Raw genomic sequence first — 19,617 nt, 5'->3', positions numbered from 1 at the left:
GGCAGATCAATGCAATTCGGCGCATCGATAGCGCCGTACAGTTCGGTCAATGGGCTGACGACGCACCCGCGGCACACGGCCTCCCTGCAAACACACGAAAAAGCGAGTGCAGCCGTATGCAGATATTGATCCTCGGTGCGGGCGTCATTGGCTTGTCGAGCGCGTATTACCTGAGCCGCGCCGGCCACGACGTAACGGTCGCGGACCGGCATCCGGACGTAGCGAGCGAGACCAGTTCAGGCAACGGCGGCCAGCTATCGTATAGCTATGTCGCGCCGCTCGCCGGCCCCGGTGTCGTCTCGAAGCTGCCGCGCTGGCTCACGCGCGGGGATTCACCGGTGCGCTTCCGCCCGAAGCTGAGCACCGAACAGTGGCGCTGGTGCGTCGAATTCCTGTCGGCATGCACGCGCGAACGAAGCGAATTCACGACACGCAAACTGCTGTCGCTGTCGTTCCTGAGCCGGACGCTAATCCATGAACTGATCGCCGCCGAACCGGCGCTCGACTTCGACTTCGTCCGGTCGGGCAAGCTCGTGCTGCATCGTGACGCGAGCGAGATGCAGAGCGCGGTCAAGCTGCTTGAATTCCAGCGCACGCTCGGCTGCGAACAAAAGGCGCTGAGCGCCGACGCGTGCGTCGAACTCGAACCGACGCTCGCGCATCTGCGGCCCTTTCTCGCGGGCGGAATCCATACGCCGAGCGAAGACACGGCCGATTGCGAACGCTTCTGCAAGAGCCTCGAAGCGTTGCTGCGCGCTCGCGGCGTGCAGTTCCTGATGAACACATCGATCGATTGCCTGAGGCCTGGAGCAAGCGGTAGCGTCGAAGCCTGGAGCGACGGTGCGCCGCTCGCGGCAGACCATGTCGTCGTCGCGTTAGGCTCGGCTGCAGCACGACTACTGAAGCCGGTCGGCATCCGTGTGCCGATCTATCCGCTCAAAGGCTACAGCCTGACGTTCGATCTGCAACCACAGACGGCCGCGCCCCAAGTGAGCATTACCGACTTTAGCCGCAAAGTGGTTTATGCCCGGCTCGGCGAGCGGCTGCGCGTTGCGGGCATTGCCGATATCGACGGCTATTCGCTCGAACCCGATCCCACACGTCTCGCGACGCTGCGGGCGGAGGCGGCCGCAATGTACCCCGACGTCGCCAGATCTTCCGCGGGTAGTGAATGGATCGGGTTGCGTCCGGCGACGCCACGCGGCACGCCGATCGTCGGACCGACGCGCTACCGCAATCTGTGGCTCAACGTCGGGCATGGCGCGCTCGGTTTCACGCTTGCGACGGGTTCGGCGGCGCTGCTGGCGCAGTGGCTGGCAAGCAGCAACGGCCAGGAACTGCGCAGCGCATTCGCCCTTTCGCATTGACGCCGCAAGGCGATGCACTGCGTGACGCCGCTCCCCCTCCAGAACATCATCGACCTCGCATGACAGAAAAGGCCAACATCATCGTTATCGGTACAGGCGGCACCATTGCCGGCCAAGGCAAAGCCGCCATCAACACGTCCGCCTACCTGTGCTCTGTGCTCGGCATCGATGAGATTCTCCGCACGATTCCACATGCGTCTGCGCTGGCGAATTTGCGCACGGAGCAGTTGTTGCAAACCGGCTCCGAGAATTTCAACAACGAACATCTGCTTGCAATCGGCAGGCGCGTTTCCAGATTGCTCGCGCAGGATGACGTTGATGGCGTTGTGATCACGCACGGTACCGATACGATCGAGGAAACTGCGTACTTTCTGCATCTCACGCTCAAGAGCGCAAAGCCCGTAGTCGTGGTCGGCTCGATGCGGCCGCCGTCTGCAATGAGTTCTGACGCGGCGTTGAATCTTTACGATGCAATTGCGGTGGCTGCGCATCCATCCTCGCGTGGCATCGGCACGCTGGTCGTTGCCAACGACGAGATCCACACTGCCCGGGACGTCGTAAAGAGCAACAGCGTCAAGCTCGAGGCGTTCCGTTCGCCGTACGGCGCGCTTGGCCATGTGATCGAAGGCCAGCCGCGCTACTATCGTCGCCCATGGCGTGCCCATACGCTCGACACGCCGTGGTCGATCGATACGCTCGGGGCATTGCCCAAAGTAGACATCGTCTATGCGTACGGCGCGCTCGCCCCCGACGCAGTGAACGCAATCGCCTCGCGCGCGCGAGGGCTGATCTATGTGGGCACCGGCAACGGCAACGTCGCCGAGCATCTCATCGAGCCGCTGCGCGACGCTGCCCGGCGCGGGGTTCATGTGGTGCGCGCATCGCGCACCGGCAATGGAATCGTGTTACGCAATGGCGCACAGCCCGACGACGAATACGGCTGGCTCACCGTCGAAGATCAGATCCCCCCAAAAGCCCGCATCCTTCTGACGCTGGCGCTCACACAAGCGGACGACATGCAAGCGTTGCAAGTCGCCTTCGAGCGCTACTGAAGCGCATCCTCCGATTGCGCGACAGCCGAGTAACCCAAGGAGATCGTCACCGCGGGCGCTGTCGGCATATTTTCAAATTGACGTCAACGAAGTAGCACGTTGAAAGGACGGCAATTTCCGAACGAAAACTTTCCGCGCCTTACCGATGGCCGAGATGAGACGGGAATCCACCCCTTACCAGGCATTTGGAAGTGTTGTCATCGCTTACTCTAAATGCTCAACTCGTAAGGAGGTCAAACATCATGAGCATACAAAGTGTAAGTGGTTCACAAACCAGCACGAGCCTGCTTTCTGTCGGCGCCACTCGCCGCTCGGCCGGCGGCGGCTGCGAATCGGGGTCGTCCTCGTCGTCTTCGTCGACCAGTTCGACGGACTCGAATCCGCTGTTGTCGGCACTCGAGGCGGCGTTGTCGGCCCTTGGAATTGGCAGCACGTCATCGACCACCGCTACGTCGGGTACGTCGAGTACGACGGCTTCTTCGAGTTCGGCCAGCACCGCAGCCTCTTCCACCTCTTCCACAAGCGACTCGTCGTCAACGAACTCGATTTCCGGAGCGCTGCAGGCCTTTCTCGGGGCGTTGTTTCAGGCACTGGGGTCGCTTCAGCAAACGGGCAACGGTGATGGCTCCACGTCTAATAGCACGAGCGGCTCGACGAACTCGATCGCGACTTCTTCCTATGGGGATATTGGCGGGGCGCTGAATGCGCTCGCCCAGGAACTCGGGTCCGGCAGTACGACGAGTTCAGGTACCGCGTCCAGTACCTCGGATGCAAGCAGCGATTCTTCTTCGTCTTCTTCTCAGGCGTCGACACTGCAGACGGATTTTCAGTCCCTGTTGAGCTCACTTGGCGATAGCAACTCGGGCACGTCGTTGCAGTCGTTTGTGCAGACACTCGCGGATAATCTCAAGGGACATCCGCATATGCAAACGGTTGGGAGCCTGGTGTCGACTACGGCTTAAAGTAACGAAAGTACGAGCGGTCTTTTGTCCTTCCTGATGACACGATCAGGAAGGACGAACGCCGGAGCGTCGTTTAATGAACGCTTTCGTTTCCGGTGCGAGGATGGATCCCGGAGTAGCGACATGAAGTAATATTCCCACGGCAGCAAAGCATCGTTTTGACAATGGATGCTTCGCTGCGTTCGACGGTCTCTGGTTGTGAATATGAACCGCGTGTCGAAGTAAAGGAGAAATGTAAATGGAGACAGTCGCATTGGCAGCAGCTATTGGGCGGCGTCAGTCATGAGTTCACAGATTCCGCCGATCGTGCCTGCGCAAACCGCGCTCGTCGTCATGCATTATCAGACCGACATTCTCGAGCTCTTTCCATCGGTCGCGCCGGCCTTGCTCGCCAATACGCGCAAGCTATGCGACGCAGCGCGGGCCAAAGGCGTCAGCGTCTATTTCGCCAACCTCCGGTTCAGTCCGGGCTATCCGGAAGTCAGCCCATTGAACAAGAATGGGCAGGGAATCAGGCAACTTGGCCTCTTCGTCGACGACCGGCCCTCGCCGGAGTTAGGCCAGCAGGCGAGTGAATCGGTCATCATCGCGCATCGCGCCAGCGTGTTCTTCGGCACCGATCTGCAGGCACGACTTTTCGCACAAGGTGTCGATTCGCTGATTATGGTCGGCATTGCGTCGACGGGTGTCGTGTTGTCGTCGGTGGCATATGCGAGCGACGCGGACTTCCGCCTGTACACGGTCAAGGATTGCTGTTACGACCCGGATCAGGTGGTGCATGAACATCTATTCTCCACCGCGTTCGATTCGCGCACCACGGTGCTGTCGCTCGCGGATGCGTTGCTGCTGCTCGCCTAGACGTTCGACGTCCGCGCCGGCTTCATCCGTGCTCGATGCCAAGCAGCCGCGCGTCCAGCCGACGCGCCAGCGCCGCGCCGCCTTCGCGCATCACTGCATCGTGGTTCCATTGGAAAACCGGGCGCAACACCGGCGCCAATGCATTCATCCATGCGCGAGTCGTACGCACGCACCAGTCGTAGCGGACTACGGTAAGGTTGCGTCCGTCGGTTGAAAAGCTCCACCGGCCGGCGCCTTCGACGTCGCCACTGGCCTCCCCCTCCAGCGCGACCAACGGGTCGACGCGCGTCACCCGCATATCGAACACGAGGCGATAGGGCAGCCGGCCTTTCCACGTATAGCGTTGTACGACGCCCACGCCCTGATCGGAACCGGCCTCTAGCTGGTCCACGCGCTCAACGTTATTCCACCACTCGGGCCAGCGCGCCGAATCGTGGATTGCCGCCCAAACTTCCTGCACTGGCGCGTCGATGCGCCAAATGGTGGAAAAGCGGTATTCAGCCGTCCGCAAGCTGCCTCCGTTCTTAGCATTCTTCTGGAGATTTTGTCAGATGCTCACTGCACTTGCCATCACCGGCGAAACGGCACCGCGTTACCCCACCTCGATATCTCATCGAGCCGTCCGCAACAAACCGCAGGACAGCCGAAGGCAGCCGGTCAGTGCATACGAGCCGACGGCCGATCGGCGGAACCATGACGAACGCTATTGAAGACGCGGCAGGCGCACAGCGAACGCGGTTTCTGCCTCGTCGGACCGCGCCTCGATCTCGCCGCCATGGGCCTTGGCAATCTCGCGCGCGATATACAGTCCGAGCCCCAGGTTGCCATCGGCGTTATATGAGTCTTCATGATGCAGGCCACGCTGGAGCGGGTCGAAGATCCGATGCAGCGTCGTTTGATCGATGACAGGTCCCTGGTTTCTCACCTCGAAACGAACGTTCCGCTCTTCGCCGATCACGACTACTCGCACGGGCGCGTCTGGCGCGCCGTATTTGATCGCATTCAACACCAGATTGCCGAGCAACTGCTGCAGACGGCGGCCGTCCCAAACACCCCGACAGTCCCCTTCCACCGCCAGATCGATCTGACGGTCCGGGTGCGCTGCCCGCAACTGGTCGAGTTCGTCGGCAAGCAGTTTCTCCAGGTCGGCATCAGTCGGCGCGATATTGATCCCTAAACCCAGCCGGGTTCGATTGAAATCGAGCATATCGTTCAGAAGCGCCTGCATGCGAGCGCCGCTTCTGATCAAACGGGATGCCGCTACGGATACCTGCTCCCCAGCGTTCAGTGCCGCCAGATATTGGGCCGTCATCAGGATGGTCTGGAGTGGGCTGCGCATGTCGTGCCCAAGCATGCCAAGCAAAAGATTGCGAGCCTGATCGACTTGCGCGCTGAAATACCCGACCGATTCGGCAAGCGCCTGATCGATGGCCTCGTTGAACCGGATGACATCATCCGGATGTGGCGCTTCGGGCTGACATTCGTCCATCCAGAGGCGCAGGACACTGGCGCGCAAGGCGCGGTACTCTGCAGCCAACTGGTTAATGTCGAACCCGCCTCGCGCCCGCAGAAGGGCGTGCGTCTGCGCACCGGTCTCTGGCGCCCCGATCAGTATGGGAGCCCGCCCCATCGACTTTTCGGCTTGCGCTTCCCGGGTCTGGGCCGTCGACAGATCCTTCGCGACGGCTTGCAGAATCTGTTGCGCGTGGTCTCGCAGGGCGAGCGATTTCATGTCCACGGCTGCCGGCAACAGAGTAGCGGCGAACGTCTCCCATTGCACCAGAATCGTTTCCATGTCGCGCAGGATGAAGTCAGCCAATCGCATGTTTGCCCTCAAAGAAGCAGAAAAAGACAGTATGGCGCATTCGCTGAACTTATATTGCGCACAAGTAGCTGCTTTGATTCTATCCGGTCCCTAAATTGCGTGACATAGGGGGCAACCTATAGGCGGACGAGGAAGCCCTCAAGCGCCCGATTGAACGCTGCATTGTCTTCGACATGAGGTATATGCCCAATTCCCGGCAGCACGTTCATGCGTGCGTCAGGCAACAGTCGTGACAGGCGTAATCCGTCGCTAAGGGGCGTTACGCCATCGGTCGTCCCCCAGATCACCTCGACCGGCATGCTCAGTGACGCGTAGTCCGACGAGCGACTGCTTCTGCTAAGCCCTGGATCATTGACGAATGCATCCAGCCAGTATCCGTACGCCTGCGTTGTTCCAACCACAGAAAGCGGTCGCCGATAGACGGCAATCCGGTCAGCCGTCAGCGCGTCATGACGCGAGGTGAATTTCCGCAGAAACCATCCGGTTAGCCACGGATTGGTCGCCGTTGCGGCGATCACAGGCCGCGCCACGACCGGTAGCTCAATCAGGCTGCCGAGCAACCCGCGTTCTGCAGGCGGCGGATCGATAGAGAGCGCAACGTCCACCAATACCGCCGCTTTAAATCGGCTGGGTTCGGCCATCAATGCTTCGACCGTGGCTCGCCCGCCGAACGAATGGCCAACGAGAATCACCCGCGAAAGCTTCAGCGTGTCGAGCATCCCGAGAATGCGCAAGGCTTGGTGGCCTGTGTCGTACGTGTTGTCCGCAGGCCGGCTGGAGTACCCAAAAGGCGGCAAATCCACCGCGATGCAGTGGTAGCCGGCTTGAGCGAGATAGTCCATGGTCGGAAGCCATGTCGAGCTCCAGGCGCCCACGCCTGAAATGAAGACGATCGGCTGTCCACTAGCGGGGCCGCGCTCCTGTATCAGCATGTCCACGTCCGCCGCACGGACGAAGCGCGATCCGGCCGGCGCCGCGCTGCGTGCGACGTCCCGCTCGCGGTTATGGGCGATCAGATCCGCGCCGCCTAATACGGCAACCAGCGCGATGATCGGCACAGCAACCAGTGCGACCGCGACTTTATAAAGTTTCATGGCGTTTCACGCATTCTTTTTATGCTTGATGGGTTCGGCGGCACACTTATTCTGGCCGATGATTATGTACAGTTATGCTCAGCCAATTTTCTCAAGATTGAGATCGACCGATAATATCAAGTCCGCTTAAACTTGCGCACCGAGGCTTGAAACGTTTTGATAGCTTCAGGAATCACCAATTGACTTCCGGGAATAGGCAAAAATAAAAAATGCTATTAACCACCCTCACCCCCGCTTTCTTTTTGAGCCGCGGTCGTATTACCCGCAGCGAATGGCTGACCCGGATCATCATTGCCGCATTGGTATGCGCCGCCTTCGGCAGTCTTGCCGGTTCCTGGTTTGGCGAGATCGGTGCGGCCGTCTTCGCGATCGTTTTTCTCTGGAGCGCGGTTGCGCTCTCCACCCAGCGCCTGCACGACACCGGACGGTGCGGATGGTCGTTGCTGACCGCCATCGTTCCGGTGTTCGGGCCGATCTGGGTGCTGATCCACGTGCTGCGCCGCGGCGTCGATCACGAGAACCGCTTTGGCCCCGATCCGGCAACTCGCGCGGATTACCTCAAAGTCAACATCGGGGAGTGACACAAACATGGCAACAGTCAACGACGTCACTCAGCTAAACCGGATTCCCGTATTTTCAATCGCTACGCCCACCTCCACGCAGGAAGTCGTCGAGGCGCTCACCCAGACCAATCTGCCGGTGTCGGTAGGCGGCGGCCACTTCAGCATGGGCGGACACACCGCGAGTCCTGGCACCCTGCATCTGGACATGCGCAAGATGAACCGTGTACTCCGGTTCGAACCGCACACGTCGGTGATTCGCGTGCAGGCCGGTATCCGCTGGTGCGATATCCAGCGGTTTATCGATCCGCACGGCCTGTCGGTCAAGATCATGCAGACCTACGCGAACTTTACCGTGGGCGGTGCGCTGTCGGTGAACGCCCACGGACGATACATGGGATTGGGGCCGGTCGTGCTGTCGGTACGGGCGATTACGCTCGTGCTCGCCAACGGCGAAGTAGTCAACGCCACTCCCACCGAGAACACCCCGTTGTTCAACGCGGCGATTGGCGGATATGGCGGCGTAGGCATCATCACTGAAGCGGAGCTCGACCTTGTGCCCAATACGCGGGTCAAGCGCAGCGATCGCAAGATGCGCACTGCCGATTACAAAGCATGGTTCGATACAACCGTGCGCAGCCATCAAGATGTGATCTTCCACAATTTCGACCTCTATCCGCCGCGCTACACGCGCGGCCGGGCGATTAGCTGGACGGTCACCGACGAGCCGGCCACGTCGGCGCGATTGCAGCCGCTCAGTCGCGGCTTTCTTGCTGCGAAATACTTTCTATGGGCAATCACCGAAACGCCGCTCGGCAAGTTTCGTCGCGAGTATCTGTACGACCCGCTGCTGCATTTCGGCAAGAAGGTGCACTGGCGCAATTACGAAGCCGGTTACGATGTCGCAGAACTCGAGCCGGTTGGGCGACGCCGGCGCACGTATGTGCTGCAGGAGTACTTCGTGCCCGTAGACGCCGTCACGCGATTCGCCGAGGCGTTATCGGCGATCCTCTCGCGGCATCGGGTGAACGCGGTCAACATTTCGATCCGCCATGCGCTCGCCGACAACCGCACCGTCATGGCGTGGGCGCGCGGAGAGACGTTTGCCTTCGTGCTCTACTACAAGCAGCGCACTCGCGAGAATGCCAAAGAGCGCGTTGCGGTATGGACGCGCGAACTGATCGACGCCGTGCTCGCCGTGGGTGGCACCTACTATCTGCCCTACCAGTTACACGCGACGCGCGAGCAGTTCCATCGTGCCTATCCGCGAGCGCGCGAGATGTTTGCGCTCAAGCGGGAGCTCGATCCGCAATATCGCCTGCGTGGTGCGCTGTGGGATCGCTACTATGCGCCTGAGCGAAGCGTGCTAGATGCGGCGCCTGATGTGACGGCGGCACAAGAGGACAGCAACAGCAACGGCACCCTGTTCGCCACGATCTATCGCGACGAGCGCGAAGCCGATCGTTTCTATGCGTTCCTGCAGAACATTTTCAATGTGCTGCCCGAAGACCGTCTGCATACGTTGATCAAAACTTCGACAGCCGAACACACGGGCGACGAGCGGATCTATCGCGCGATCCAGGCGGGCCTCCAATCGATCACGCCGCGCCTCGCGATGCTCACGCACGCGCTGCCGTCCCTGTCGATGCAGAAGGCTGAAATGGGCCGGCAAGCCGCCATGCTGCTGGGCGATTCGCCGTTGCAGGATTATGTCGAGATTGGCACGACAGGGCGCTACGTTCGGGCCATGAAGAAGTATCTGCGGCTCAAAGGCAAGGTAACCCTGGTTCATGACGTGCGGCCAGGAATGAGCCCGGTCGATATTGTCGAACGTGGACAGATCGGCTCGATCGGCGAGTTCCAGCCGTTGAACGACTACGCGCCCATCGCGCTGCCTGCGGCTAGCGCGGACCTGGTGAGTTGCTTTGTCGGCTTGCACCACATGGCGCCGGCGAAGCTCGCGCCGTTTCTCGACTCGATCGCGCGAATCGTCCGCCCCGGTGGCTATTTCGTGGTCCGCGATCACGACGTCACAACGCCGACAATGGACGCATTCGTTTCACTCGCCCATACGGTTTTCAACGCGGGCCTCGGCGAAACGTGGGAAACCAACCGGTCGGAGTTGCGTCATTTCGCCAGCGTGGACGACTGGATCGCGCGCGTCGAAGCGACAGGTTTTCGCCATACCGGAATGCGCCTGACCCAGCAAGGCGATCCGTCGGACAACATCCTGATGGCGTTCGTGCGCCATGGAGAGGCGGCATGAAGCGGCCGTTGCGCAAGGCGCTTCTTACCATCACCACCACCATCGCCATCGGCGTCGCGCTCACATTCGCGATGCCGGTTGCGCATGCGGCGGCGTCCTCCGCGGCGGCTGAGACACCGGGAGCCTCATTCCAAAGCCCCGTGCCGGCGGCGGATCGCCGCGGCACCGAGCAGACGCTGCTGACTTTTCCGGAGTGGTATCTCGTGCACAGCCCGGCGGAGTACGCGCGAATCGTGCAACACGAACCGTCGCACGACTTTCCGTTTCTGGATCAGATCGGCCAGCTCTGGTCGAGTTACGCGACCGTCACGCGTGAGCAGATGCACGACAACTATCCGCTCAATCCCGGTTACCACGTGATGATCTGGGTGATCGCATCGAGTACGACCGTGGAGTATGCGCTGCGCTCCCTCTACGAAAATACCGTGGGTCGCGCGAGTTGGCTGCTCGGCGGAAAAAAGCTCACCGACGAGGACCGCTATGGCGCCCAGGCGGCTCAGGAGTACGTGGACTTCATCCGTCAGGAGCCCTGGTACCTGTTCGATTTCGGCGCCCGCCTTCATCATCTCTGGAGCGATGTCCCGCTGTGGGGACCGGATCTCGTACGCAAATGGGAACGCCGCTACGCGCTGACCACCGAATACGCGATCAAGGCGGTGTACGGAAAACTGATCGAGAAGGCGACGCGGGCCACCTACACACCGGCCCTGATGACGACCGATGTGGTCGTCGACCGCCTGCCCGATGGGTGGTCGGCGCCGGCTCACGTCAGCGTGCTTGCCCGTCTGCCCGACGGTCGGGCGTTACTTGCGTTGCCGCGCTATTTCGACTTCAGACTTGCGGCGACAACGCTTGCGCAACAAGGCATTCATCTCACCGACATCGCCGGCAACACATCGGTCATTCTGGTCACGGTGTGGGCGAAAGATGACGCCCCGTTGCCCGCCGGCAGCGGCCGCATATTGTTCGAACAGCCGCTGACAATGCCGGCCCATACACGACGCGTCGCGTTGTTGATACCGGTTCATGGCCTGTCCGACTTTCTGGCGGCAGCCGGAAAAAACGGCCTGGTGACGGAGCATGTGTACGACTATTGAATCGGCAGAGGGTGTGGAGTTTCTGCTGGAAACGGACAAGCCTGACCGGCGCTCTATGGCACACACGATGTAAGGGACGTTCTGTTACTCCGCCATCCCCAAGTAAGCGGCTTTCAGCGCGGCGACCTCGAACTTCACCATTTTCATCATGGCCTGAGCGACACGCCCTGCCTTTACCGGATCGGAGTCAGCCATCATCCTGATGAGATCGCCTGGAACGATCTGCCACGAGACGCCGAAGCGGTCTTTCAACCACCCGCACGCCTCGGGCGAACCGCCACCCTCGAGAAAAGCATTCCAGTAGCGGTCAACTTCTGCCTGATCGGCACAGTCGACCATAAGGGATATCGCGTGATTAAACGGGTCGCCCCCGCCGGAGTTCATGGCAATGAAGGGTTGCCCAAACAGAACAAATTCGACCATCTTCGTGGAACCGGCGGCCGGTACCGGTGTAACCCGATTGACGCGCGAGTCCGGAAAAATACTCGCATAGAAAGCAGCGGCCTCCTCAGCTTGATCGGAATACCAAAGAAATGGCGTGATCTTTTGAATCGTCATGGCAAATCTCCTGTCAGGGTTGGCTGAATGCGGAGGCAAGCCGCATGCTGCCATTGAGACGACGAAGGAAGACTATCAAAATCGACACGCCGCGAAGAAAAATTTCACTTTCTACCGGCTTCGATCACAGCAATGGCAACGTCAGCCTGATGTGCTCCGCGAATACCGTAATCAGATGGGAGGGACGCTTCCGCTCGAACTTCAGGGTAATGCCAACGGTGGGCAGGGATGGAAGCGCCGGATCGCCATTGAGTATGCAGAGATCCGGGGGAACTGCCGTCTGTGTGATAACGGCAACGGCTTGCCCCGAGCGGACCAGGGCCGTCAGACCTGCAAGACTGCTGCTCGCATAGGCGATGCGGTAAGCCCTGCCCGCGCGTTGCAGCGCTTCGCAGGCCGCTACATGGTCGAGCGTGTCCGGATCGGAAACCGCCAGCGGCAAGGGGTCGAAGTGCGCGGAAGCCAGTCCCGGATAACCCACCCAGACCAGCGGTTCACGGCGAATGATGTCGTCATTCGCTGCGTCGTCCGGCAGCGAGATCATGGCAAGGTCCAGCGCATGCATCTCCAGTTGTTCGAGCAATCGTGGGGTCGGGGCGCACATCACCTCCACCAGGGCATGCGGGTGCTGGCTCGAGAACTGGCGCAGCAAATGCGGCAGGAAAACAGCGGCGTAGTCGTCCGGACAGCCGAAGCGGATCGTCCCCGACAGCCCTTTGCCGGACAGATCGGCCATCGCCTCGTCGTGCAGGCGCAGAATGCGTTGGGCGTGGATCAACAGGCGTTCGCCGGGATTGGTCAGCACCACCCCTCGACCCGTGCGCTGGAACAGCGGCTGATCGACGATTTCTTCGAGGCGCTTCATCTGCTGACTCAGCGCAGACTGGGTCCGGCCGATCCGGTTGGCCGCGCGACTGAGCGCCCGGACTTCGGCAATGACGATAAACGAACGCAGCAGATCAATTTCCAGGGAAAGACTCAAGGTATAAGCCCCGCTTCTATCTTCGATAAGAACTATTCGATTCTATGAAAGCAGAGAGCCATCTAGACTGCAAGTTATTCTCGCCACCCGCCAAGGAGAAGCAAGGTGTCCCTGAACAACGATGCAAATTTCTGGCGCAACGCCAAACAGCACCTCATCCGCTATGGCGGCACCTTCGAGCCGATGATCATCGAGCGCGCCCAGGGCAGCTTCGTCTATGACGCGGACGGCCGCGCGATTCTGGATTTCACCTCGGGGCAGATGAGCGCGGTGCTCGGGCACAGCCATCCGGAAATCGTCTCGGTCATCAACGAATATGCCGGCAAGCTCGACCACCTTTTCAGCGGGATGCTGTCGCGGCCGGTGGTCGATCTGGCGACCCGGTTGGCCGAGATCACGCCTGACGGGCTCGACCGGGCGCTGTTACTCAGTACGGGCGCTGAGTCGAACGAGGCCGCCATTCGCATGGCGAAGCTCGTCACCGGTAAATATGAAATCGTTGGTTTCGCGCAGTCCTGGCACGGTATGACGGGGAACGCGGCATCCGCGACTTACAGCGCCGGTCGCAAGGGTGTCGGTCCGGCAGCCGTCGGCTCCTACGCGATCCCCGCGCCGTTTCCGTATCGGCCGCGTTTTGAGCGCAATGGGGAATACGATTACCTGGCGGAACTGGACTATGCCTTCGATCTCATCGATCGTCAGTCCAGTGGCAATCTCGCCGCCTTTATCGCAGAGCCGATCCTCAGTTCCGGCGGCATCATCGAACTGCCGGTCGGCTACATGGCCGCACTGAAGCGCAAATGCGAGGAGCGCGGCATGCTGCTGATTCTCGATGAAGCGCAAACGGGTGTCGGGCGTACGGGCACGATGTTCGCCTGTCAGCACGATGGCGTCACGCCCGACATTCTCACCTTGTCGAAGACGCTGGGCGCCGGTCTGCCGCTTGCGGCCGTCGTGACTTCCGCACAGATCGAGGAGCGGGCCCATGAGTTGGGTTATCTGTTCTATACGACGCATGTGTCCGATCCGCTTCCCGCCGCCGTCGGCCTGCGAGTGCTGGATGTGGTCGAGCGGGAGGGGCTGGTCGCGCGTGCGAACCTGATGGGCGAGCGACTCAAGCGCGGCCTGCTCGATCTGATGGAACGCTTCGAGTGCATCGGCGATATTCGCGGACGCGGGTTGCTTCTGGGGATGGAGATCGTCAAAGACCGCCGCACGAAGGAGCCGGCGGATGGGCTCGGCGCGAAGATCACCCGCGAATGTATGAACCTGGGGCTCAGCATGAATATCGTGCAGTTGCCAGGTATGGGCGGTGTCTTTCGGATCGCGCCTCCGTTGACCGTTCTCGAGAGTGAGATCGACCTGGGTTTGGATCTGCTGGGGCAGGCGATTGAGCGCTCGCTGTAGTCACTTCGGTGTTCATAACAGACGGCGGGGAACGATATGTGATGCTCACACTTTCAAGTCACCCTGCCACAGCCTTGATGAATTCTTCCAGCACAGGATTGACCGTGTCGGTTCGCCAGACAAACTCGACCGGATAAGATAGGGTTAGGTCCGCATGATCCATCAGAACAACCTGATTCGGGCAACTATAAATGGATGCCTCAGGAACGATCGCGTACCCCATGCCCGCTGCCACTAGGCCGAGTATCGTCGATACGTCGCCACCGATAGGCACGATACGCGGCGAAAACCCCGCAAGCTGGCATTGATGAATCAGAAAATCGTAGTACGCCGGCGCCACTTCCCTTGCGAACCACATACATGGCTCGTCCTTTAGGTTGGCTAACCGCTCCGGCATAGCGGGCGCAGACCCGTCACTGGGGCGCGGCATCGCGAGCTTGAGACGGCAGTCGAACAGATGACACGCGGAGAAAGTCGGATCGCGCGGGTCGCGCCACGCGAGAAATCCGCCGTCGAGGCTGCCATCCGAAATCCGCGCCAACTGCTTCGCTGCCAGCCCTGGTTCAAGCATGATCGTGACATCGGGATGCGTGATCTTGAAGTCACGAACCGGCTTCAGCGTCGCGGGATGCCAGCTGTAGTTCGGCGCGAGTCCGATTCTCAACGCACCCGACTGGCCCCTCGCAATGCGCACGAACAAGTCGCGCGCCGCTTCCACATCGTTCAGTACACGTCTCGCATCGATGGCAAACTGCGCGCCCGGCGTGGTCAGTTGTACGCCCTTGGCGTTACGATGAAACAGGTCGCTGCCCAGCTCCTCTTCGAGATCGCGGATCTGCCGACTCAATGCCGGTTGAACAATGTGGAGTCGTCGCGCGGCCTCCGCTACGCTGCCGCAATCCGCTACGGCAAGAAAATATCGAAGGTGTCGGAGTTCCATGTCTTATCGGGTTGGGCATGCCTATGCTTCAAAAGTATAGCTGCCATTTTTGAAGAGTATGCGTGCCGCAGCACGCCTCGCGCTTAGTGTACCGACACGCATAACTACACGTGAGCAGACAAAATGGCGAGTGTGAAAGCGGTCGGTCATCGACCAGACAAGGTGGCTGTGCCCAGCCGACGCGCAGTTGCAGCGGCATCGGTGGGTAATCTTCTTGAGATTTACGATTTCATTGCCTATGGCATTTTCGCGGTTCCCATATCCCGGACGTTTTTCCCCGCCAGTTCCGACTTCGCCGCGCTGATTCTGACGTTCATCACTTTCGCGGTGGGCTTCCTCGTGCGGCCAGTGGGCGCGCTCGTACTCGGCCGATACGCGGACCGTGCGGGTCGCAAGAAGGCTTTGAGCCTCACGCTGCTGCTCATGGCTGCCGGTACCGTTGTGCCAGCCGTGTGCCCGTCGTTCGCGAGCATCGGCATTGCCGCGCCGATTGTTATCGTGCTTGGCAGGTTGATCCAGGGCTTTTCGGCGGGCGGCGAGATCGGCGGCACGGTAGCGATGCTGGTCGAGAACGCGCCACCGTCGCGTAAGGGGTTGTTCGGCTCCTTCCAGCAAATGTCGCAAGGCGGCGGCACGCTGATCGCCGGACTCGTCGGACTGGCGCTAACGAGCCTCTTTACCCAGGAGCAGATCTTCGGCGGCGCATGGCGTCTGGCGTTCGCCTTCGGCTTGTTGATCGGTCCGGTCGGCTGGTACATCCGACGCTCTGTCGATGAAACAGCGGTCTTCGAGCAATCTCAGCGTTTGCCGCGCCGAGCCCTGTGGACGCAATTGGTCGAATACCGGAGCCAGGTGGCAACCGGCGTGGCAATCATGGTGTTCTGGACGATCGCCACCTACGTTTCGAATTACTTCACGACCTACGCTGTTCGCGAGGTTCATCTAAGCCTCTTTGACAGTTATGTCGGACAGGTCAGCTATGGCATGGCGATGATGACGATGTGTCCCATCATCGGTCATCTGTCGGACCGGATCGGCACCCGTACCCCCATGCTGATCGGTGCCGCACTCACGGCAATCGCCGCCTATCCGCTGTTCGTGCTGCTTTCCCATTACCCCGGACTCGCTACGCTCGTGGTGGTGCAGGTCACCATCGCGATCCTGCTTGCCTGCTACGCCGCTTGTGCATCGAGCGTGCTCGGCAACGTCTTCCCGACGGAATTTCGCGCAACGGGCGTCGGTTTTGCCTATGCAATCGGCGTGACGGTGTTTGGCGGCTTTACGCCGGTCGCGGTGACTACGCTGATCGGTTTCACCGGCGATCGCCTTGTGATCGGGTATTACCTCGCGACCGCAGCATTGATCAGCTGCGTGCCGGTGCTGTTTATGACCAAAGGCAAAGGCAACCCGGAACCGGACACGGTCCAAACCCAGCTCGAGTGATTACATCGTCCAGTCGCATGCCCCAAAAACCAGATCGCACCAAAACTGAAAATGATTTACGACGAATCGATTATCGCCTTTGAACCCGAACTGATCCGTATCCGGCGACATCTCCATGCGAATCCCGAGCTTCGTTTCGAAGAACAGCGGACGTCCGACTATATCGCCAGTCTTCTTGACGACTGGGGAATACCGGTCGTTCGAGGGATCGGCGGGTATGGACTTGTCGGTGTTCTGCGTCACGGAACGAGCGAGCGTTCCATTGGTTTGCGCGCTGACATGGATGCGCTGCCGATGCACGAAGCAAACACGTTCGCGCACGCGTCGCGTTACTCGGGCAAGATGCACGCGTGTGGCCACGATGGACATACCGCCATGCTGCTCGGCGCAGCGCGCTATCTTTCCCAGCATCGACATTTCGACGGCACCGTAAACTTCATCTTTCAGCCTGCAGAGGAAGGCGGCTGCGGCGCGCGTCTAATGATCGAGGACGGCCTGTTCAATCGATGCCCAATGGACGCCGTGTTTGGAGTTCACAACTGGCCGGGCATGCCCGCGGGCAACTTCGGCATCCGTCCGGGTGCATTGATGGCGTCGAGCAACACGTTCGAAGTGCACATAAATGGACGCGGCTCGCATGCCGGGCAGCCGCATCGTAGTGCGGATCCTGTCATGGTCGCCGTCCAGATCGCGCAAGCCTGGCAGACGATCGTGTCGCGCAACGTCGATCCAAACGAGTCGGCTGTGTTGTCAGTCACGCAAATTCACGCAGGCAGCGCGGTGAACGTCATCCCTGAGCAGGCGATGCTCAACGGCACCGTACGCAGTTTCAGCGTCGATGTGCTCGACATGATAGAAAGCCGCATGCGCACAGTGGCGGAAGGTATCGCCGCTGCATTCGATATCGAGCTCACGTTCAATTTCACGCGCATCTACCCGGCGCTTGTCAATCACGCGGCCGAAGCCGCGCTCGCTGGCAACGTCATGCGCGACCTGGTAGGAGCCGCGAACGTGGACGAAAACGTGGAGCGCACCATGACGTCGGAAGACTTCGCGTTCTATATGCTGCACAAACCGGGCGCCTATGTGTTCATCGGCAACGGCGACGGCTCGGCGCGCTTGCCCGGACAAGCGGGCGGCCTGTGCCAGTTGCACAGTGCGAGCTATGACTTCAACGACGCGCTGCTGCCTCTTGGCACGTCGTACTGGGTCGCGCTTGCCCACGCCTATCTCGACCATCCGGGCGCAGAGGCATAAGCAGGCTCAGCGGAAAACGAACTGTCGGCTTGACCCAACACACATGTGTTGACACGCGTTCCAATTGCAAAGAAACTTGATGCCGTGCTGACGCTAAACCTCTTCTCTTTCGCGATTCAACGCCACATGGCAGTCCGTTCGGGCATGCCATCGGAGGCCAATGCGCGTTAGATAAGCAGGAACGCAGCTCAAAGGCCTCGCCGAAAATACGGATGAGGCCTTTTTTGTTTGTGGCGTCTCCGTGATCGGCATCACCAGCGGAGATGACCATGGACGAAAGAAGCCCAAAGTTGGCCCCATCCGGCTTACCTGCAACCGACGATTGCAGCAAAGACCGCGTGGCAAGTACTGCGATCTACCCAACCCGGGGCCCTGTGTCGGCAACGCGTTGGGACACTACCGTCGAATGGCACGATGGCGGATGCGATGCACGTATTCGCTTCGCCCGGATGTTGTACCCGTACGAGTACTGGAATCTTCCGATGCAGGAAGGCCACTTCGGCCGGCCGGTCATTTCGATGATTTCAGAGGATGACCCACCGACAACGACAGGGCCACCCCTCCCCGGCATTCTTGCGACTGTGGGCCGTTTGTGGCGGCTGGCGATCCGCAGGGCGCGGGCTACCGGGAGAGCCACATCTGCGCTCTTCGGCAAGCGGCCGCAGGATTGACTAACGGCTTGACGTTCCGCGCGACGGTGCTGCGCTGTCGCGTGGAACTTCATCCGCAAAGCTCTTGACTTGACCGTCCAACGTCACAGAGTGACAAGGCAGTTCGTGTGCAACTTGACCTGCTCACCCGTGACCCGGCTCTCAATTGCCGTTTGTCCCCTCGAACTCAACGATCTCGATCCAGTTCGCACCCTTACCCACGGGGTACTGTCCAATCAAAGCCAGTGCGCCGGAGTTGCGGTCAATACTGTAAGCGCTCAGGTTTGACGACAGTTGACCCACTGCAAGCAGATACTTGCCCGACGGATCGATATTGAATCCGCGCGGCTGCTTTTCTGTCTGATACGTGCCGATGCGCGTCAATTCACCTGATTTTGCGCTCACCCGATAGGCAGCCAGCGTGTTGGACGTGCGTTCAGTGGCGTACAGGAAACGCCCGTCTGGCGTGACGTGTACATCAGCACCCCACGGCTTGTCGCCGGAAAAATCGGGCGGCAGGATGGAGACGGTCTGGACGGGTTTGACTTTGTCACGCGTGCTATCGAACGCGAGCACATGCAGTTTGCCATCGAGCTCATCGATCAGATAGACAAAGCGATGATCCGGCGAGAACACAAAGTGGCGCGGACCCGACTTCGCAGGCAACGAATAGGCGGGCGCGGCGTCTTCGGTCAACTGACCGTTCGACGCATCGAATTTCAGACGCAACCACGCATCCGAGCCGAGCACCGATGCGAAGACATAACGATTGTCGGGCGCATTGCGTATGGCGTGAGCCATGGGGCCGGTTTTGACGGTTCGCAGGACTTCACCCGCCACGCCATTCGCGGCGATCCGGCTCACTGCCAGAAGGTTTCCGCCATACGATGCGGAAAAGAGGTAGCGGCCGCTCGCATCCGTCGAAACGTAGGCCATGCTATCCGCAAGCGGCGCCCTGCCCAGTTCGATCAGCCGACCGTCGAGCGGATTGACCGCGAAGCTCACCACGCTATACGGCTTGGAGCGTAACGCAGCATAGAGCCGGAGGTGGTCGGGCGAAAGCGCCATCGGCATGACCGTGCCCCCAACCGGCACGGTCTCGACTGCGGCGAGTGAGCCGCTCGATTTGTCGAGGCTGAAGACAGAAATGTCCTGGCTGTCCGCATTCGATACGTAGGCGTACGTAGCAGCCTGCGATACGCCCGATCCCAAAGCACCCGCAAACAGGATTGCTGCGACCAGGGTGGCCCTAACGCTCATCGTGACACTCCGTTGAAATGGTTGAATTCGTCGAATATG

Annotated in this window: 17 protein-coding genes; 9 read left to right on the top strand and 8 right to left on the bottom strand. The window is 60.3% G+C overall.

Features of this window, described 5'->3' with window-relative positions; all coding sequences use genetic code 11:
- The first annotated feature begins 116 nt into the window (after positions 1–116).
- Both M0D67_RS10180 and M0D67_RS10175 read left to right on the top strand, forming a co-directional pair.
- Entirely contained in the window at positions 117–1,367 is a 1,251-nt protein-coding gene (locus M0D67_RS10180; RefSeq protein WP_266238730.1) for a D-amino acid dehydrogenase, read from the top strand.
- Between the two features lie 59 nt (positions 1,368–1,426).
- On the top strand, positions 1,427–2,419 hold the full coding sequence (locus M0D67_RS10175; RefSeq protein ID WP_266238729.1) for an asparaginase: 993 nt from the start codon (positions 1,427–1,429) through the stop codon (positions 2,417–2,419).
- A gap of 217 nt (positions 2,420–2,636) precedes the next feature.
- On the opposite strand, the gene M0D67_RS10170 is transcribed toward M0D67_RS10175, so the two are convergent.
- Entirely contained in the window at positions 2,637–2,939 is a 303-nt protein-coding gene (locus tag M0D67_RS10170) for a hypothetical protein (RefSeq protein WP_171926517.1), read from the bottom strand.
- 724 nt (positions 2,940–3,663) lie between these two features.
- Here M0D67_RS10170 and M0D67_RS10165 point away from each other — a divergent pair.
- Positions 3,664–4,239, top strand: a complete 576-nt coding sequence (locus M0D67_RS10165; RefSeq protein ID WP_171926518.1) for an isochorismatase family cysteine hydrolase — start codon at positions 3,664–3,666, stop codon at positions 4,237–4,239.
- 22 nt (positions 4,240–4,261) lie between these two features.
- Here M0D67_RS10165 and M0D67_RS10160 read toward each other — a convergent pair whose 3' ends face one another.
- The 3 genes from M0D67_RS10160 to M0D67_RS10150 form a co-directional block, all read right to left on the bottom strand.
- On the bottom strand, positions 4,262–4,750 hold the full coding sequence (locus tag M0D67_RS10160; protein ID WP_154560215.1) for an SRPBCC family protein: 489 nt from the start codon (positions 4,748–4,750) through the stop codon (positions 4,262–4,264).
- Between the two features lie 192 nt (positions 4,751–4,942).
- Positions 4,943–6,064: a sensor histidine kinase gene (locus M0D67_RS10155; RefSeq protein ID WP_171926519.1), complete on the bottom strand. Its 1,122-nt coding sequence runs from the start codon at positions 6,062–6,064 to the stop codon at positions 4,943–4,945.
- Positions 6,065–6,180: 116 nt separating this feature from the next.
- The gene (locus M0D67_RS10150; RefSeq protein ID WP_266238728.1) at positions 6,181–7,158 is read right to left on the bottom strand and encodes an alpha/beta fold hydrolase; all 978 of its coding nucleotides are present in this window, start codon (positions 7,156–7,158) and stop codon (positions 6,181–6,183) included.
- Positions 7,159–7,367: 209 nt separating this feature from the next.
- Here M0D67_RS10150 and M0D67_RS10145 point away from each other — a divergent pair, with 209 nt between their 5' ends.
- From M0D67_RS10145 to M0D67_RS10135, 3 genes are read left to right on the top strand one after another with little or no spacing between them, the layout of a single operon-like run.
- Positions 7,368–7,739, top strand: a complete 372-nt coding sequence (locus tag M0D67_RS10145; RefSeq protein ID WP_266238727.1) for a DUF805 domain-containing protein — start codon at positions 7,368–7,370, stop codon at positions 7,737–7,739.
- A 7-nt stretch (positions 7,740–7,746) separates the two neighbouring features.
- A complete protein-coding gene (locus M0D67_RS10140; RefSeq protein ID WP_266238726.1) occupies positions 7,747–9,984 on the top strand; it encodes an FAD-binding protein in 2,238 nt (745 codons plus the stop codon).
- The gene (locus tag M0D67_RS10135) at positions 9,981–11,081 is read left to right on the top strand and encodes a hypothetical protein (protein WP_233464839.1); all 1,101 of its coding nucleotides are present in this window, start codon (positions 9,981–9,983) and stop codon (positions 11,079–11,081) included. The genes M0D67_RS10140 and M0D67_RS10135 overlap by 4 nt, the downstream gene beginning before the upstream one ends.
- 84 nt (positions 11,082–11,165) lie before the next feature.
- Here the strand turns inward: M0D67_RS10135 and M0D67_RS10130 are convergent, their stop codons facing one another.
- Both M0D67_RS10130 and M0D67_RS10125 read right to left on the bottom strand, forming a co-directional pair.
- Positions 11,166–11,639, bottom strand: a complete 474-nt coding sequence (locus M0D67_RS10130) for a VOC family protein (RefSeq protein ID WP_266238725.1) — start codon at positions 11,637–11,639, stop codon at positions 11,166–11,168.
- A 124-nt stretch (positions 11,640–11,763) separates the two neighbouring features.
- On the bottom strand, positions 11,764–12,648 hold the full coding sequence (locus tag M0D67_RS10125; protein ID WP_171927976.1) for a LysR family transcriptional regulator: 885 nt from the start codon (positions 12,646–12,648) through the stop codon (positions 11,764–11,766).
- Positions 12,649–12,726: 78 nt separating this feature from the next.
- Between M0D67_RS10125 and M0D67_RS10120 the strand changes: the two genes are divergently transcribed.
- Positions 12,727–14,028: an aspartate aminotransferase family protein gene (locus M0D67_RS10120; protein WP_171927972.1), complete on the top strand. Its 1,302-nt coding sequence runs from the start codon at positions 12,727–12,729 to the stop codon at positions 14,026–14,028.
- A gap of 58 nt (positions 14,029–14,086) precedes the next feature.
- Here the strand turns inward: M0D67_RS10120 and M0D67_RS10115 are convergent, their stop codons facing one another.
- Positions 14,087–14,968, bottom strand: a complete 882-nt coding sequence (locus M0D67_RS10115) for a LysR family transcriptional regulator (RefSeq protein ID WP_154560208.1) — start codon at positions 14,966–14,968, stop codon at positions 14,087–14,089.
- A 201-nt stretch (positions 14,969–15,169) separates the two neighbouring features.
- Here M0D67_RS10115 and M0D67_RS10110 point away from each other — a divergent pair, with 201 nt between their 5' ends.
- Positions 15,170–16,411, top strand: coding sequence for an MFS transporter (locus tag M0D67_RS10110; protein ID WP_233464838.1), 1,242 nt, complete (start codon positions 15,170–15,172; stop codon positions 16,409–16,411).
- A gap of 45 nt (positions 16,412–16,456) precedes the next feature.
- On the top strand, positions 16,457–17,668 hold the full coding sequence (locus M0D67_RS10105; protein ID WP_171927975.1) for a M20 aminoacylase family protein: 1,212 nt from the start codon (positions 16,457–16,459) through the stop codon (positions 17,666–17,668).
- A gap of 812 nt (positions 17,669–18,480) precedes the next feature.
- Here the strand turns inward: M0D67_RS10105 and M0D67_RS10100 are convergent.
- The gene (locus M0D67_RS10100) at positions 18,481–19,578 is read right to left on the bottom strand and encodes a beta-propeller fold lactonase family protein (RefSeq protein WP_154560205.1); all 1,098 of its coding nucleotides are present in this window, start codon (positions 19,576–19,578) and stop codon (positions 18,481–18,483) included.
- Positions 19,579–19,617: the final 39 nt, after the last annotated feature.

Origin of the sequence: Paraburkholderia sp. SECH4 (assembly GCF_030511745.1) — a bacterium.
GTDB lineage: Bacteria > Pseudomonadota > Gammaproteobacteria > Burkholderiales > Burkholderiaceae > Paraburkholderia > Paraburkholderia madseniana.
This window is presented reverse-complemented; position numbering and strand designations above follow the sequence as displayed.

Excerpts from the sequence above, each read along its gene's own strand:
- M0D67_RS10150 (WP_266238728.1), bottom strand. The coding sequence starts at position 7,158 with ATGAAACTTTATAAAGTCGCGGTCGCACTGGTTGCTGTGCCGATCATC.
- M0D67_RS10100 (WP_154560205.1), bottom strand. The coding sequence starts at position 19,578 with ATGAGCGTTAGGGCCACCCTGGTCGCAGCAATCCTGTTTGCGGGTGCT.
- M0D67_RS10155 (WP_171926519.1), bottom strand. The coding sequence starts at position 6,064 with ATGCGATTGGCTGACTTCATCCTGCGCGACATGGAAACGATTCTGGTG.
- M0D67_RS10175 (WP_266238729.1), top strand. The coding sequence starts at position 1,427 with ATGACAGAAAAGGCCAACATCATCGTTATCGGTACAGGCGGCACCATT.
- M0D67_RS10180 (WP_266238730.1), top strand. The coding sequence starts at position 117 with ATGCAGATATTGATCCTCGGTGCGGGCGTCATTGGCTTGTCGAGCGCG.
- M0D67_RS10145 (WP_266238727.1), top strand. The coding sequence starts at position 7,368 with ATGCTATTAACCACCCTCACCCCCGCTTTCTTTTTGAGCCGCGGTCGT.
- M0D67_RS10140 (WP_266238726.1), top strand. The coding sequence starts at position 7,747 with ATGGCAACAGTCAACGACGTCACTCAGCTAAACCGGATTCCCGTATTT.
- M0D67_RS10135 (WP_233464839.1), top strand. The coding sequence starts at position 9,981 with ATGAAGCGGCCGTTGCGCAAGGCGCTTCTTACCATCACCACCACCATC.
- M0D67_RS10130 (WP_266238725.1), bottom strand. The coding sequence starts at position 11,639 with ATGACGATTCAAAAGATCACGCCATTTCTTTGGTATTCCGATCAAGCT.
- M0D67_RS10165 (WP_171926518.1), top strand. The coding sequence starts at position 3,664 with ATGAGTTCACAGATTCCGCCGATCGTGCCTGCGCAAACCGCGCTCGTC.
- M0D67_RS10115 (WP_154560208.1), bottom strand. The coding sequence starts at position 14,968 with ATGGAACTCCGACACCTTCGATATTTTCTTGCCGTAGCGGATTGCGGC.